At 62.8% G+C, this 15308-nt stretch carries 10 protein-coding genes; all 10 read left to right on the top strand.

Annotation, left to right across the window (positions count from 1 at the left end; translation table 11 throughout):
• Positions 1-2 precede the first annotated feature (2 nt).
• Genes tagH through NOM67_RS01830 form a run of 10 tightly spaced genes read left to right on the top strand, consistent with a single transcriptional unit; the run spans position 3 to position 15164 of the window.
• Complete coding sequence (gene tagH / locus NOM67_RS01785) at positions 3-1232, top strand: type VI secretion system-associated FHA domain protein TagH (protein WP_216994264.1); 1230 nt, start codon at positions 3-5, stop codon at positions 1230-1232.
• On the top strand, positions 1232-1747 hold the full coding sequence (tssJ, locus tag NOM67_RS01790; protein ID WP_041210858.1) for a type VI secretion system lipoprotein TssJ: 516 nt from the start codon (positions 1232-1234) through the stop codon (positions 1745-1747). The genes tagH and tssJ overlap by 1 nt, the downstream gene beginning before the upstream one ends.
• Positions 1748-1749: 2 nt before the next feature.
• On the top strand, positions 1750-3084 hold the full coding sequence (tssK, locus tag NOM67_RS01795; RefSeq protein ID WP_041210857.1) for a type VI secretion system baseplate subunit TssK: 1335 nt from the start codon (positions 1750-1752) through the stop codon (positions 3082-3084).
• 23 nt (positions 3085-3107) lie between these two features.
• Positions 3108-3887, top strand: a complete 780-nt coding sequence (icmH, locus tag NOM67_RS01800) for a type IVB secretion system protein IcmH/DotU (RefSeq protein WP_033114647.1) — start codon at positions 3108-3110, stop codon at positions 3885-3887.
• Positions 3888-3906: 19 nt separating this feature from the next.
• Positions 3907-6549 carry a type VI secretion system ATPase TssH gene (gene tssH / locus NOM67_RS01805; RefSeq protein ID WP_255933408.1) on the top strand — a complete coding sequence of 881 codons (2643 nt, stop codon included), beginning with the start codon at positions 3907-3909 and terminating at the stop codon, positions 6547-6549.
• Positions 6550-6551: 2 nt separating this feature from the next.
• Positions 6552-8090 carry a sigma-54-dependent Fis family transcriptional regulator gene (locus tag NOM67_RS01810; RefSeq protein ID WP_255933410.1) on the top strand — a complete coding sequence of 513 codons (1539 nt, stop codon included), beginning with the start codon at positions 6552-6554 and terminating at the stop codon, positions 8088-8090.
• Positions 8090-8695 (top strand): type VI secretion system-associated protein VasI, encoded by a 606-nt coding sequence (gene vasI, locus NOM67_RS01815; RefSeq protein WP_042032013.1) that lies wholly within the window; start codon positions 8090-8092, stop codon positions 8693-8695. Before NOM67_RS01810 ends, vasI begins: the two co-directional genes overlap by 1 nt.
• 9 nt (positions 8696-8704) lie before the next feature.
• The gene (tssA, locus tag NOM67_RS01820; RefSeq protein WP_156852985.1) at positions 8705-10147 is read left to right on the top strand and encodes a type VI secretion system protein TssA; all 1443 of its coding nucleotides are present in this window, start codon (positions 8705-8707) and stop codon (positions 10145-10147) included.
• A gap of 42 nt (positions 10148-10189) precedes the next feature.
• Positions 10190-13687: a type VI secretion system membrane subunit TssM gene (gene tssM, locus NOM67_RS01825; RefSeq protein WP_370689154.1), complete on the top strand. Its 3498-nt coding sequence runs from the start codon at positions 10190-10192 to the stop codon at positions 13685-13687.
• Between the two features lie 46 nt (positions 13688-13733).
• Complete coding sequence (locus NOM67_RS01830; RefSeq protein ID WP_255933428.1) at positions 13734-15164, top strand: VasL domain-containing protein; 1431 nt, start codon at positions 13734-13736, stop codon at positions 15162-15164.
• Positions 15165-15308 lie beyond the last annotated feature (144 nt).

Below are 15308 nucleotides of genomic sequence, written 5' to 3' on the forward strand. Positions count from 1 at the left end.
ATGTGGACGAGTTTAATCAGCAACTTTCCCTGGTGGTGCTCAACAGCGAGCAGCTCGATGGTCGCCAGCAGGTGCAGTACCGCTTCGACGAGATGGGCGGCACCCTGGGTGCTTCCGAGCAGGATGACTGGCAACTGAAGGATCGGCTGGGGGCCGTGCTGCCCGCCCACGCCCGGGTCGAGCTCAACGACGGTCGTTTCTGCCTGTGCGATCTGAGCGGCCAGACCTATATCAACGGTGCCACCTCGCCCATCGGACGGGCCCGCAAGGTGCATCTGGAGCAGGGGGATGAGCTCATCGTCGGCCCGTTCCGCCTACGCGCCTATCTGGGGGCCATTACGCCGGAGCAGAGTCTGCATCAGGTGCTGGGAACCCATCCGGCCGAGCAGCTTGACGAGTGGCTGGCGGGCGAGGAGCCAACAGCCGCTGTGGCGGATCCGCGCCATCTCGCCGTCGACCCCTTGCTGGCCCTGCAACAGGAGCGCGCCATCAATCCGCTGGCCGAGAGCCGCATGCAGGCTGAGCTGCATCCTCAACCGGAGATGGACACCCTCTCCCTTGCCCCTTTTTCTGCTGTCGAGAACACCATGAACCAAGAATTTCTGGATATGCCCACCATCGAGAACCATCCCGATTTCATGCCGCAGGAGGGAGTTGATCACGTTGCCCTGACGCCGCTGATGCGCGGCCTGGGTCAGAACCTGCAACTGGAAGATACCCGTCAGGCGCACGACATGCTTGAAGAGATGGGCAAGACCATGCGGGCCATGGTGGAGGGGCTGCTCCAGCTGCAAAACGATCAGGCGGCGCTGGCCGACAAGCACTTGCGCCCGATTGAGGATAACCCGCTGCGCCTTGGCCTTGGTTATGACGAGACCCTGGCGGTGCTGTTTGCCGAGCAGAAGAGCCCGGTGCACCTGAGCGCGCCGGCTGCAGTGGCCGAGAGCCTGCAAAACGTGCGCATTCACCACGTGGCAAACCAGCAGGCCATCAGTGCGGCGCTTGACAGTATCCTGCAGGCCTTCTCGCCGGAAGCCCTGCTCGGCCGGTTCGAGCAATACCGCCGCAGCGGCGCGCCGGGCATGGCTGATGAAGGGTGGGCCTGGAACATGTACCAGCACTACTACCGCGAGCTCACCTCTGCCCGCCAGCAGGGGTTCGACAAGCTGTTCCATCAGGTTTACGCCCAGGCGTATGACCAGGCCGTGCGTCAGCAACAGGGACTGATTTGATGATACGTGCGCTGATGCTGGGGGCGGCTCTGCTGACCCTCGCCGGTTGTACCACCATGGGCAAGATGGCCGATGTCGCCATGAACCCGGATATCCAGGTGGGGAGCAACAATGATCAGCCCTCCACTTTGGGGCTGAGTCTGGTCGCCGAGCCTGACGTCAACCCCAACGAGAGCGGGGAGGCAGCACCTATCGAGTTTCAGGTAGTGCTGCTGGCGGAAGATTCCAAGCTGCTCGCCACCGACTACGACCAGGTGACGGCAGATGTGGAGAAAGCCCTTGGCAAGAACTACCTCGATCATCAGGAGTACACCCTGCTGCCCGGCCAGTTCAAATACCTGCCCCCCGTCAAGCTCGACGAGAAGACCCGTTACATCGGCGTGATTGCACGTTACGCCGACCCGGACAGCGCCGAGTGGCGCAAGGTCATCAAGATCAAGAGCAAGGGAATGGCCTATCAAATCCTGGTGCACCTGCGCCTGGATGAAGTGGAACTACAAAAAGAAGAAGAATAACCATGTCGAGTCGAAATCGGGTTATCTGGCGTGAAGGGCTCTTTATCAAGCCCCAGCACTTCCAGCAACAACAGAGACATTCGGATTACGCGCTGCACGCTCGCCTGAGCGCACTCAGCGACTACTTCTATGGCTTGCAGTCGCTCGCCATCAATGAGGATTATCTCGGCTTTGGCCGCATCGCGCTGGTGGGGGCCACCGGCATCCTGCCGGACGGTACCGTGTTCAACATCCCGAACGACGATATGCTGCCGACCCCGCTGGAGATCACCGACGCTTCGGTCGCCAACCAGAAGGTCTATCTGGCGCTGCCGCTCTCGGTGAGCGGGGTCAACGAGGTGGGGCAGGGTGGTCAGGTAGCTACCCGACTGCAGGCCCATCGCCACGATGTGCGCGACCTGCACAGCGAAGGGGGAGACGTGGTCTCCCTCGAAGTGGGGCGGGTCAGCCTGCGCCTGATGCTGGAGCGGGAGGATCGCAGTGCCTACGCCTCCCTGGCTATCGCCCGCATTCTGGACAAACGTCCGGACGGCGGTCTGGTGCTGGATCCCAACTTCATGCCCTGCAGCATCAGCGTCTCTGCCATCCCGACTCTCAAGCGCTTCCTCGGCGAGTCGGCTGGCCTTGTGGCCGAGCGGGCTCGCAGCCTCTCCCAGCGCATCGCGGCGCCGGGTCAGCAGGGGGTTGCCGATGTGGCCGAGTTTATGATGCTGCAGCTGCTCAACCGCGCCCAGCCCCAGCTCTCCCATCTGGCGCGCCTTGGCACCCTGCACCCCGAACGGCTGCATGAGGCGCTGGTGCAGCTGTGCGGCGAGCTGATGACCTTTACCGACGAGTCCCGTCTGCCGCCCGAGTTCCCCGCCTATCGTCATGACGATCAGCAGGTGAGCTTCGAACCGGTGATGCTGGCCCTGCGTCAGGCACTCAGTACCGTGCTGTCGCCGCGTGCCGTCTCCATCCAGCTGCGCAAACACCAGTACGGCATCATGGTGGCCATGGTAAGCGAGAGCGAGCTGATGCAGAGCGCCGACTTCGTGCTGGCAGTGCGTGCCCGCATGCCTCAGGAGCAGCTGCGCAAACAGCTGCTGCAGCAGACCAAGGTGGCCTCCAGCGACAAGATCCGCGAGCTCATCAGCCTGCAGCTGCCGGGTATTCCGCTGCTGCCGCTGCCGGTGGCGCCGCGCCAGCTGCCCTACCACGCCGGTTACAGCTACTTCCAGCTCGACCGTCAGAGCCCGGCCTGGCAGATGCTGGCTGTGGGCAACACGCTCGCCTTCCATATCGCCGGCGATTTCCCCGAGCTCGACATGCAGCTCTGGGCCATTCGTAGCCAGTGATCGCACCAAGGAAATATGCAGAGATGACCACGGACATTATCAAGAACGAGCAACTCAGCGACCTGCTGTTCGATCATGCCGAGCAGCTGGACATGGATTCCGACTACTGGTTCCGCCTGCGTGGCCAGAGCATCAACCCGATGATCGATGCGGTGACCCCCCTGCTGGGGCTGGTGCAGCGGGTGCGCCTGCTGTCCCGTTACGATCGGGTGCCCGAGCTCTATCAGCAGGTGGTGACCGAGATCCAGGCCATCGAGCAGGAGTTGATGGCTCAGGGTTACGAGAACGGGGTCGTCCTCTCGTTTCGCTACATCCTCTGCACCTTCATCGATGAGGCCGTGATGGGCCGTGACTGGGGTAGCCAGAGCGAGTGGTCGGAACATTCGCTGTTGACCCGTTTCCACAACGAGACCTGGGGCGGCGAGAAGGTGTTCGTCCTGCTGGCCCGCCTGCAGGAGGATCCGGAGCGCTACCGCGACATTCTTGAGTTCATCTATCTCTGCCTCTGTCTCGGTTTCGAGGGGCGCTACAAGGTGATGAGCCAGGGGCGCGAAGAGTTCGAGCGTATCGTCCGCCAGCTGCACAAACAGCTCGCCCCCGAGAGCAGCGGCGAGGCGCCCAGCGTGTTTCACCTCGACCTCGGTCGGCAGGCGGCCCGCTACCAGCTGCGCAAGCAGGTCTCCCTGCGCACCCTGTTCATGGGAGGAGCGCTGATCCTGGCCATCATCTTTGGCCTCTATCACCACCAACTCAATAACCAGACCCAGGACGTACTGCGTCAACTGGGCGAATTATTAAAATAAGTACTAAGGAGAGCACGCCTTGATCCGTATAGAACTGCCAGTACTGGTGGAAAGACTCAACCCTATCTGCCGTCACATGCTGGAGGAGGCCGCGGCCCTCTGTGTCAACCATCAGGGAGCCGAGATCCGCATCGAGCATCTGCTGCTCAAGATGCTGGATACGCCGCTCAGCGATGTCCGTCTCATCTTCAAACGCGCCGACGTGGAAGTGGAAGAGCTCAAAACCCTGCTGCAACCGGCAGCTGCCGACAACGGCTATGGCCAGGGTTATCCCTCCTTCTCGCCGCTGCTGGTCGAGTGGCTGCAAGACAGCTGGCTGCTCGCCTCCGCCGAGATGCAACACGCCCAGCTGCGCAGCGGCGTCATGCTGTTGGTGCTGTTGATGACCCCGCAGCGCTATTTGCCGGGCTCGGTGACCCGTTTGCTGGCCAACGTCAATCGCGAGCTGCTGCGCCAGCAGTTCGACGAGTGGGTTAAGGAGTCCGCCGAGACGCCGGTAACCAATCCGGCCAATGGCAACACGGCACCGGCAGCACTGCCGACCGACGCTACCCTGCTGGCCCGCTTTACCGTCAATGTGACCGAGCAGGCCCGTCAGGGTTCGCTTGATCCCGTACTCTGCCGGGATCACGAGATCGATCTGATGATCGACATCCTCTCCCGTCGCCGCAAAAACAACCCCATCGTGGTGGGCGAGGCGGGCGTCGGTAAAAGCGCCCTGATCGAGGGGCTGGCCCTGCGCATAGTGGCGGGTCAGGTGCCCGAAAAACTGCGCGGGGTTGAGCTGATGACGCTGGATCTCGGTGCCATGCAGGCGGGCGCCTCGGTCAAGGGGGAGTTCGAGAAGCGCTTCAAGGGGGTGATGCAGGAGGTCAAGGAGTCGGTGCGTCCGGTCATCCTCTTTATCGACGAGGCACACACCCTGATCGGGGCCGGCAACCAGGCTGGTGGCATGGATGTCTCCAACCTGATCAAGCCGGCGCTGGCCCGTGGCGAGCTGCGCACCATCGCCGCCACCACCTGGAGCGAGTACAAGAAGTATGTCGAGAAGGATGCGGCGCTCTCCCGTCGCTTCCAGCTGGTCAAGGTGAGCGAACCCAATGCCGATGAGGCGACGGTGATCCTGCGCGGTCTGCGCAGCATCTACGAGAAGGCCCACGGGGTACTGATCGACGAGGAGGCACTGCAAGCTGCGGCCCAGCTCTCTGCCCGCTACATCTCCGGCCGTCAGTTGCCGGACAAGGCGATCGACGTGCTCGATACCGCCTGTGCCCGGGTTGCCATCAACCTCACCACGCCGCCGCGCGCCGTCAGCCATCTGCAAAACGAACTGCGCCAGCGCGAGCTGGAGATCCGCCAGCTGGAGCGCCAGCGCCTGATCGGGTTGGGTGACAACGAAGAACGCCTCGCCGAGTTGCAGGAAGAGCAGCTGCGTTGCCGCGAATCGCTGGCGGAGCAGGAGTCCCGCTGGCAGCAGCAGCAGGGGCTGGTTCACCGGATTATCGAGCTGCGCGCCGCTCTCCTCGCTGATCAGCAGGATGAAGTGCTGGCCAGAGAGGCGCTGGATCTCGCCGATGCGCCGCTCGATCCGCAAGCGGCTGCCGAGCAGCTGGCCACCCTCGAGAGCGAGCTAGCCGACCTGCAGCAGGGAGAGGTGCTGGTCTCCGCTCATGTCGACAAAACCCAGATTGCCGCCGTCATCGCCGAGTGGACCGGAGTGCCCCTCAATCGCATCTCCCAAGGGGAGCTCGATGTGGTGACCCGTTTGCCGGAGTACCTTGGCGATCTCATCAAGGGGCAGGATGTGGCGGTGACCCACCTGCACAAGCACCTGCTGACCGCGCGCGCGGATCTGCGTCGTCCCGGCCGTCCGCTGGGGGCCTTCCTGCTGGTGGGCCCGAGCGGGGTCGGCAAGACCGAAACCGTGCTGCAGATTGCCGAGTTGATGTTCGGCGGCCGCCAGTATCTGACCACCATCAACATGTCCGAGTATCAGGAGAAACACACGGTTTCCCGTCTGATCGGCTCGCCTCCCGGCTATGTCGGCTTTGGCGAGGGTGGCGTGCTGACCGAAGCCATTCGCCAGAAACCCTACTCGGTGGTGCTGCTGGATGAGGTGGAAAAAGCGCACCCGGATGTGCTCAACCTCTTCTATCAGGCGTTCGACAAGGGCGAGCTGGCGGATGGGGAAGGGCGGATCATCGACTGCAAGAACGTAGTCTTCTTCCTCACCTCCAACCTCGGTTTCCAGACCATCGTCGAGCATGCCGAGCAGCCCGATGTGCTGCTGGATGCCCTCTATCCGGAGCTCGCCGCCTTCTTCAAACCGGCCCTGCTGGCGCGGATGGAGGTGATCCCCTATCTGCCGCTGGGTCACGACACCCTAGTGCAGATCGTGGGTGGCAAGCTCAACCGGCTGGTCAAGCTGCTCAAGGAGCGTTTCGGCGCCGAGGTGGAGCTCGATGGCGAGGTGGCCGAAGAGATCCTGCTGCGGGCCAACCGCAGCGAGAACGGTGCGCGCATGCTCGAATCGGTTATCGATGGCGCCCTGTTGCCGCCGGTCTCCCTGCAACTGCTGCAGCGTCTCTCGGCCGGTGAGCCCATCAACCGGGTTCGCTTCTCTGTGGTCGATCACCAGTTCGTGGCCGAGGTGGAGGGCTGACCATGGAACAAGCCCTCGCATTCGCCCTCGCGCTCACCGAGCAGCGCGACGAAGCCCACCTTTGCCACTGGTGGAGCTCGACCCTCCATGCCAGCTTTCAGCCAAAAGGGATCCTGCTTGGCATGCTGGATGTGAGCGGTCGCCAGCTCGAATGCAAAGGCTGGGTCAAGGGGCAGGAGGTGGCGCTGGGGCTGGCGGTGGATGATTTTTCCCATCCGCTCGCCTATGTGCTGCACAAGGCGCAGTCCCGCACCTGGGACTCCCTCTATGGCGGTGCTCGCATCGAGCACGCCGGTTTTCGCGCACTGCTGGCCAATCTGGGCCAGCAGTGCGGGCTGCATGCGTTTCCGCTGATGGATGGCAAGGGCAAGCCGTTTGCCGTGCTGGCCCTGCTCGATCGGGGCGAGGTATTGCAGGAGTGGGCCGAGGGGCCCGAGCTTGCCAGTCTGGCGCAGGTCTTTTGCAACCAGCTCACCCTTATTCGCGATCTGGGGCGCAGTCGCCGGGATCAGAGCGTGCTGCGCGACTCCCTGCGCCAGATAAAAGGTGAAGAGGATCGTCTGCGTCAGCACGAGAAGCTGCTGGGCGAGCAGTTGATCGGCCAGTCGGCGGTGATCTGCGGTCTGCGCGAGCAGATCGCTCAGGCGGGGCGCCACAAGCTGACCGTCCTCATTCAGGGGGAGACTGGCAGTGGCAAGGAGGTGGTCGCGCGGCTGGTACACCAGTGCTCCGACCGGGCTCACAAGCCCTTTGTGGCCATCAACTGTGCCGCCATTCCGGAGAACCTCATCGAGAGCGAGCTGTTTGGTTATCAGAAGGGGGCCTTCTCCGGCGCGCTCAGCAACAAGAGCGGGCTGGTCGAACAGGCCAATGGCGGCACCCTCTTTCTGGATGAAGTGGGTGACATGCCAGCCGCCATGCAGGCCAAGCTGCTCAGGGTACTGGAAACCCGCAGCTTCCGGCCACTTGGTGCCGAGCAGGAGCGTCAGTCTGACTTTCGTCTCATCGCCGCCACCCATCAGCCGCTCACTCGCCATGTGGAGGAGGGGCAGTTCCGCGCCGACCTCTACCACCGCCTTTGCCAGTGCCTGCTGCTGATCGCCCCGTTGCGCGAACATATGGAAGATGTGCCGCTGCTCTGCCAGCACTTCATGGCCCAGTTTGCCGCTCAGGATGGCAAGGCGCTGGCAGGGTTGCAGCGCAAGTTTTTGAAGCAGCTGCAGACCTATGATTTCCCGGGCAATGTGCGCGAGCTGCGCAACCTGCTGGAGGTCGCCTGTGCCCATACCAGCCATGGTGATGAGGTGGGGCTGGAGGCTCTGCCGCCAGAGCTGCGCGAGCGGGTCTGCGTCGAGCTGCCCGGCGCACTGGATGACTACAACCACATCCGCGATCTGCGCCGCGCCATGCAGCAGTACGAGGCCTCGGTGATCGAGGCGCGCCTGCGCTACTTCCAGGGCAACCGGATGCTGGTGGCAGAAAGCCTCAATATTCCCAAGCGCACCCTGGATCACAAGTGCCAGAAACTGGAGGTGAGCTGATGAGTCTGCTCGCATTGGTGCCGCTGCTGCTGGCCAGCAGTGCGGCGCAGCCATCCCCGGAGTTGGCCCAATTGCAGGCGTGCCGGCGCGAACCGTCGCCCTTGGTGCGTCTGGCCTGCTATGACGCCATTGGAAAAGGGGCGGCCGGGAGTGAAGAGGGGGCGGTCTCCCGCTCCCCTGCCTGGCAGGCGATCCTGACCCAGGAGCAGGGGCGTCAGCCTGACAGCCCCCCTTTTCTGCCTCTGCTGGATGAAGCGGGTGGCAGCGTCACCCTGACCCGTCCTGCCCTGCGCGGTGCCACCCTGGCCATCGGTTGCGTCAACAGCATCACCCATATCCGGCTGCGGCTTGATAACCCCTGGGTGGGGGAGCGGGTGCAGATAGCGCTGGATGGTGAGCCAAGTCGCCAGTCGCAGAGCTGGTTTGTCCGGGATCAGGGGCTGCTGCTCGAGTATGGTCGCGGTTTGCCCGCCATCGAGGAGCTCAAGCGCTGGATCGGGGCTCGTGAACTGCAGGTACAGGCCGACAATGGCGCCATCCTGCGGGTGGATCTCAGCGGTCTCAAGGAGGCACTGCAGCCCGTGCGCCAGCAGTGTCGCTGGTAAGGGGGCGCAATGAGTTATCAACATCCCTGGTGTGGCCGCCTGCTGACCCCTCTCTCTACCGAACTGGTGAAGGGGGCCGTGCCTGCTGACGAGCCGCGCTGGGATTATGTCGAGACCGAGCTGGTCAAGCTGGGCTCGCTGGCCCACAGCCAGGTCGATCTCAATGCGGTTGCCGAGGCGTGCCTCGTGCTGCTGGAGAGCAAAACCAAGGATATGCGGGTGCTGGCCCAGTTGCTGCGCTGCCTGCAGCATCCGGCCAAGGCGACCCCCATGGGAACGGCAATCCTGCTGCTGGAGTGCTGGATCCGCGACTACTGGTCGCTCGCCTGGCCCGGCAACGCCACCCAGAAACAGCGATTGATGGTGCAGATCGTCAAGCGTTTTGAAGGGGTATTGGCACGGGTATCGGAGAGCGCCTCGGCGGCGGAGCTGGCCGGTTTGCTGGCTCGCGCCGAACAGCTGGAGGCGGCGTGGCTGGCGCTTTGCCCGGACAAGGGCGAGTTGCTCGACCCGCTGGTGATGGGTCTGAAACGGGCCCAGCGCCAGCAGGTGGCACAGGCGCAGGCCGATGAGGCTGGCGCGCCGCAAAGCAGCGCGACCGTGGCGCCAGGTGCCGCTGTGTCCGGCATTCCCGTCACTACCTCGAGTGCTGCGCAGGGGAGTGCGAGCCAGCGTCCGGCGGTGGAGATCGACAGCTCCAACGATCGGGCATGGCGCCAGACCCAGCTCAAGGTGGCGGAGCTCCTCATTGAGCGTCAGCCGGAGGCCGCAGTGGGCTATCGCCTGCGTCGCCACGCTATCTGGGCCGGTATCACGACACCTCCCATGACGGCGCAGGGCAACAAGACCCAGCTTGCGCCCATGTCGGTTGACATGGTGGATGAGTATCGCGCAGCGATGAATGCCGCCGATCAGGGGCTCTGGCAGCGGATCGAACAGAGTCTGACGCTGGCGCCCTACTGGTTTGAGGGGCACATGCTCTCGGCCATGGTGGCGCAGAAGCTCGGCTTTGCCACGGTGGCGCAGGCCATCATGCAGGAGCTGGAGACCTTCTTGCAGCGTCTGCCGACGCTGCGGGAGCTCACCTTCAGCGACGGCACCCCCTTTCTGTCGGCCGAGTGCAGCCGCTGGTTGCAACCAGCCAAGGGGGGGAGCAGTGACGGACAAGGGGGTTGCTCTCTGGCCGAAGAGGTGGCTCTGCGCCATGGCGAGCAGGGGGTGGCTGCGGCGCTCGCCTTGCTCGATGAGCGGATGGCGCAACTGAAAGAGCCCAGAGCCCGCTTCCATGCACAACTGGTGCAGGCGGAGTTATTGGAACAGGAAGGCATGAATTCGCTGGCTCGCCAGCACTACCAGCACTTGTGGCAAGAAGCCACCCGTCTGGGACTGTCGCAATGGGAACCGGGGCTGGTGAGCCGTCTGGAACGTCATGCGACCGCCTTGGCGCAATGAGTGTCGAAATGAGTCATTGAGTCGGAGTTGAATCACAATCTTATGTTCAAAACCATCTTTACCTTTCTGCAGCAACAGCTGCCGAAACTGAAACCCTCCTGGCCTCTGCTCGGTGCGGTGCTCTGGGTTGTCGCCCTGATCCTGGTGTGGTGGCTGGGCCCCCGCATCGAGATCCGCGACGCTCGTCCCTTCGAGCCGCTGTGGGGGCGGGTGGTGTTCACCCTGCTCTGGCTCTGGCTGCTGCTGGGGGTTGTCTCCTGGCGCGTATGGCGCAAGATGCAGCAACTCAAGGCCGAGCGGAACCATGAGCTGGTACTGGAGCAGGATCCTGTCAAGGGGATCCTCGATCGCCAGGCGCTCTTTCTCGACCGCTGGCTGGCAACCCTTGGCGAGCATCTGGGCAAGGGGGCGCTCTATGCCATGCCCTGGTATCTGGTATTGGGTCTGCCCGGCAGCGGCAAGAGCAGCCTGATCCACCGCGCCAACCCGGCCAACAAGCTCAACCCGAGACTCGACACCGAGCTACGTGAAGTGGCGCAGGATCAGCTGGTTGATTGTTGGCTGGGAGAGCAGGCGGTGATGCTGGATCCCGCTGGCGAGCTCCTGTCCCAACCCGATGGCGAGCAGGAGCCGCTGGCGCGTAAGCACGAGCGGCTCTGGCTGCACCTGCTCGGCTGGCTCAATGAACATCGCCGTCGCCAGCCCCTAAACGGACTGGTGCTGACGGTGGATCTGGCCTGGCTATCCCATGCCAGCGTGGCCGAACGCAAGGCCTATGCCCAGCTGATGCGCTCCCGTCTGCAGGAGCTGTCGGCTACCATGAATACCCGTTTGCCGCTCTATGTCACTTTTACCAAGCTCGACCTGCTGCGCGGGTTTGACGTGGTTTATGAGCAGCTCGACAAAGAGGCCCGCGAGGCGGTGCTGGGGGTGACCTTCAAGCCGGACGAGCGTCAGGGCAAGGGGTGGCAGGATGATCTCTCCCTCTTCTGGGACGAGTGGGTCGACAACCTCAACCGCAACCTGCCGGCACTGATGCTGGCCGGGCTGGATGCCAGCCGCCGCAGTGCGCTTTTCTCCTTTGTTCGCCAGTTGGCGGGCCTCAAGGAGTATGTGACCGAGCTGCTTGCCGAGACCCTGGCCATCGAGGAGAGCAAGCCGCTGCTGGTGCGCGGTGTCTATGTCAGCTCCGTCTATCAGCAGGGGGTGCCGTTCGATGCGTTTGCCCAGGCGGCCTCTCGCCGTTACAACCTGCCAGAGCCCATTTACTCTGCGCTGCGCGGGGAGTCCAACACCTATTTCGTGCGCAAGCTCTTCTCCTCCATCATCTTCCCCGAGGCCCATCTGGCGGGCGAGAACCGGCTGCATACCCTCTATCGCCGCCGTCGCATGGCCGTCGGCCTCAGCTGCTTGTCGCTCTTCTCGGCAGCCCTCATCGGTGGCTGGCACTACTTCTACCGGGTCAACGAGGAGGCCGGTCGCAATGTGCTGACCAAGGCACAGGCCTTTATGGCCACCAACGAGGTGGCCGATGAAGAGGCGTTTGGCGTGAGCCAGCTGCCGCGTCTCAACCTTATTCGCGAGGCGACCTTCTCCTTTGGCAACTACCGTGAGCGGATGCCGGTGGTGGCCGATCTTGGCCTCTATCAGGGGGACGAGATCGGCCCCTATGTGGAAGGCTCTTACCTGCAACTGCTGAGCCAGCGTTTCCTGCCGGCCCAGATGCAGGGGCTGCTGGAAGATCTCGACCGGGCGCCGGCGGGTAGCGAGGAGAAGCTCGCCATCCTGCGGGTGATGCGGATGCTGGATGACGCCTCCGGTCGCAACAAGGAGCTGGTGGCCCAGTACATGGCGAGCCGCTGGCAGAAGGCGTTCCCGGGGCAGGGGGCGTTGCAGGAGCAGTTGATGGGTCACCTCAACTATGCCCTCGATCATACCGACTGGCACGCTGCTCGCGCTGCCCGTGATCAGGCCGCCATTACCGCCTTTGCGCCCTTCAAGGAGCCGGTCTACGGCGCCCAGCGCGAACTGGGCAAACTGCCCATGTATCAGCGGGTCTACCAGAATCTGGTGGTGAAGGCGGGCGATGTGCTGCCGCCGGATCTCAACGTGCGTGACGAGGTGGGCCCCACCTTCGACACAGTGTTTACCCTGCGCAACGAGAGCGCCGGTCAGGTGCCGCGCCTGCTAACCTGGCCCGGTTTCAGCGACTTCTTCCTCAAGCAGGACAAGGCGCTGCTCGACCTGACCGCCATGGATGCCTGGGTTCTTGGCCAGCGCAAGCTGAGCCAGTTGAGCGAGGCCGATCGCAAGGAGATCACCCGTCAGGTCAACGATCGTTATGTCACCGACTACGTCAACCAGTGGCAGAAACTGCTGACCAATCTGGATGTGCAGCCCCTGGAGAGCCCTGAGCAGGCACTCGATGTGCTCTCGGCCATCACCGGCAACGATCAGCCGTTCCAGCGGGTACTCGCCTCGCTGGATGACAACACCCGTATTCGCAAGATCTCCGATGTGGAGGGGGATCCGGGTCAGGCCATTACGGCACGGATCGGACGTCCCTTCATGGCGACCAACGCGGCGCTCAGCGGCCGTGGCGAACAGGGGCCGCTCATCTCCGAGGTGAACCAGAAGCTGGTTGATCTGCAGCACTATCTGGAGCTCATCGTCAACGCGACCGAGCCGGGTCAATCGGCTCTGAAGGCGGTGCAACTGCGCCTGACCAACAAGTACGCCGACCCCGTATTTGCCCTCGAGCAGTATGCTCGTGGTCTGCCCGAGCCGCTCAACCGCTGGGTTGGCCAGCTCTCCGAGCAGACTTCCCGTCTGGTGATCGACTTGGCCATGTCCTCCCTCAATCAGGAGTGGCAGGAGAAGGTGCTGACCCCGTTCAACAGCCAGTTGGCGGATCGTTATCCGTTCAACCCGAGCTCAGCCAAGGATGTGCCGCTCTCCGAGATGGAGCGCTTCTTTGCCCCGGGCGGCACGCTGGACAGCTTCTATCAGGTCAACCTCAAGCCGATGGTCGAGGGCGGGCTGATGGAGGGGGAACTGAGCTCACCCATTCAGGCCGAGCTGGTCAAGCAGCTGGATCGCGCGGCGCGCATCCGCCAGATCTTCTTCAGCCCGCAAGGCAATCTCGAGGTGCAGTTTGCCCTCGAGCCCATCGAGCTGACCGCCAACAAGCGGCGCAGCGTGCTGAATCTGGATGGCCAGTTGCTGGAGTATGCCCACGGTCGTCGCACCAAGGTGCCGCTGGTGTGGCCCAATACCATGCGTGACGGAGCCGAGAGCAAGATCACGCTGGTGCCGGCAGCTCGCGAGCGCTCGCCGCGCAGTGAAGGCTTCGTCGGGCCTTGGGCCATGTTCCGCCTGATGGACAAGGGCGAGCTGACCCAGGTGAGTGACGCCACCTTCGATGTGCGCTTCCCGGTGGATCAGGGAGCCATGACCTATCGGGTCTATACCGACAGCGCTCAGAACCCCTTCACCGGCGGTCTGTTCAGCCAGTTCAGATTGCCCGAATCCCTCTATTGATTAGGTCGGGGGCACCCTGTGCCCCCTTCATCCGTTGGAAGCCGATATGTCACAGAATCAACAAGGCCAGCAGGCGCTCAAAGTGGGGCGTGACCCCAGAATGTTGCCTGAGTACGAAGCGCTGCGCGCCGAGATCAACAAGCTCAGTCACGCCTCACGTCCCGAAGTGGACTGGGCGCTGATCCACCATCTTGCCAGCCAGATCTTCGAAAAGCATGGTGTCGATCTGCAGACCGCCATCTACTTCACCCTGGCCCGTTCCCGCATTCAGGGGCTGAGCGGTTTTACCGAAGGGTGCGAGTTTCTTGCCAACCTCATCGTCACCCAGTGGGATAGCTTCTGGCCGCCGGTGCATCAGGAGCGGGCTCGTATCGAGATGCTGGACTGGTTTATCGCCCGCATCAGCGACGTCATTCGCCAGTACCAGATCAGCCATGAGGACAAGCGACTGATCTACCGCTGCGAGCGGGCGCTGCAACTTATCAGCGAAAAGCTGCACAACGCGGGTCTGAGCCGCATTCCCCGGGTTGAAAACCTTATCCACTTTATCGAGGGCTATACCCACCTCTTTGACGAGACCGAGATCGTCATCGTCTCCGATGAGCCGGGTTTCAAGGAGGATATGCAGATCCCGCCGATGGTCTTCTTCAAATCGGATATGGATCACGAGCACGGAACGCCGATGGCATCGGTTGCCCCCGCTCTGCCGCAGGGCAGCATTCTGGTGGGGCGCGAGAAGGGGCAGGTCAAGCCGACTGTGCTCAAGATCGAGCAGCATCGCAAACAGCGTCCGGCCTGGTTCTGGTTTGGCTGTGGCCTGCTCAGCTGCGCTCTGCCGGTCATGGCATGGCTGGGCTGGCAGCACCAGCAGCAGGAGAAGGTGATTGCGATGCAGCGCCTGCAACAGCCGGCCGCCGAGTTGCCGCGCGTGCTCAGCTATGACGATATCCGTCAGGCCCGCATCGTGCTGGGGGAGCAGGCGGTGCAAGGGATGGAGAGCGAGCTGGTGGCGCGCTATCAGGCCCAGCTGGATCGGCTGGAACAGACTTCGCCGCTCTACTGGTATCGCTATGGCGAAGGGTTGCGCAACTCGTTGCAGATGCTCTATCCCGACTCGCTGGCGGTCAAGGCGCTGGACAAGCAGTGGCAAAACGCGCTGGTGGGGCAGGGGAGCAATAACAACACCATTCCCACCTACCTTGATGCCCGTGCCGGTGTCGATGCGCTGATCGACCAGCTGCAGGAGCTGGAGCGTCAACGCAAGACGGTGACTATCTCCTATCTCAAGTCCCAGCTTTATGAGGTGCAGAAAAACCTGATGCAGGAGACGCCGTTCAGTCTGCGTCTGAGCGAGCTGGAGGCGAAGAAGGCTTCGCAGGAGCCCATCACCGCCGCCGAATTGAAGGGGCTGGAGAGCGATCTGAAAGCGCTCAACATCCGCCTTTATCAGCTGCAGCAGGGCGATCTTGGTAGTTGATAGTGTTGTTGCGCGCAATATATTGCGCATAAAAAAGTGAGATATACCAGAAAGGCAACCTTTTGTAGTCAGGTTGCCATTTCTGCGCAATACCTTGCAGCCCAATCGCTTGCCGTATCGGCTGTTGGCGTGTAATGCACTGAT

The organism is Aeromonas sp. SG16 (genome assembly GCF_024436135.1).
Lineage (GTDB): Bacteria > Pseudomonadota > Gammaproteobacteria > Enterobacterales > Aeromonadaceae > Aeromonas > Aeromonas jandaei.

Coding starts and splice junctions, on each gene's coding strand:
- tssM (WP_370689154.1), top strand. CDS start 10,190: ATGTTCAAAACCATCTTTACCTTTCTGCAGCAACAGCTGCCGAAACTG.
- tssK (WP_041210857.1), top strand. CDS start 1,750: ATGTCGAGTCGAAATCGGGTTATCTGGCGTGAAGGGCTCTTTATCAAG.
- NOM67_RS01830 (WP_255933428.1), top strand. CDS start 13,734: ATGTCACAGAATCAACAAGGCCAGCAGGCGCTCAAAGTGGGGCGTGAC.
- NOM67_RS01810 (WP_255933410.1), top strand. CDS start 6,552: ATGGAACAAGCCCTCGCATTCGCCCTCGCGCTCACCGAGCAGCGCGAC.
- tssA (WP_156852985.1), top strand. CDS start 8,705: ATGAGTTATCAACATCCCTGGTGTGGCCGCCTGCTGACCCCTCTCTCT.
- icmH (WP_033114647.1), top strand. CDS start 3,108: ATGACCACGGACATTATCAAGAACGAGCAACTCAGCGACCTGCTGTTC.
- tssJ (WP_041210858.1), top strand. CDS start 1,232: ATGATACGTGCGCTGATGCTGGGGGCGGCTCTGCTGACCCTCGCCGGT.
- vasI (WP_042032013.1), top strand. CDS start 8,090: ATGAGTCTGCTCGCATTGGTGCCGCTGCTGCTGGCCAGCAGTGCGGCG.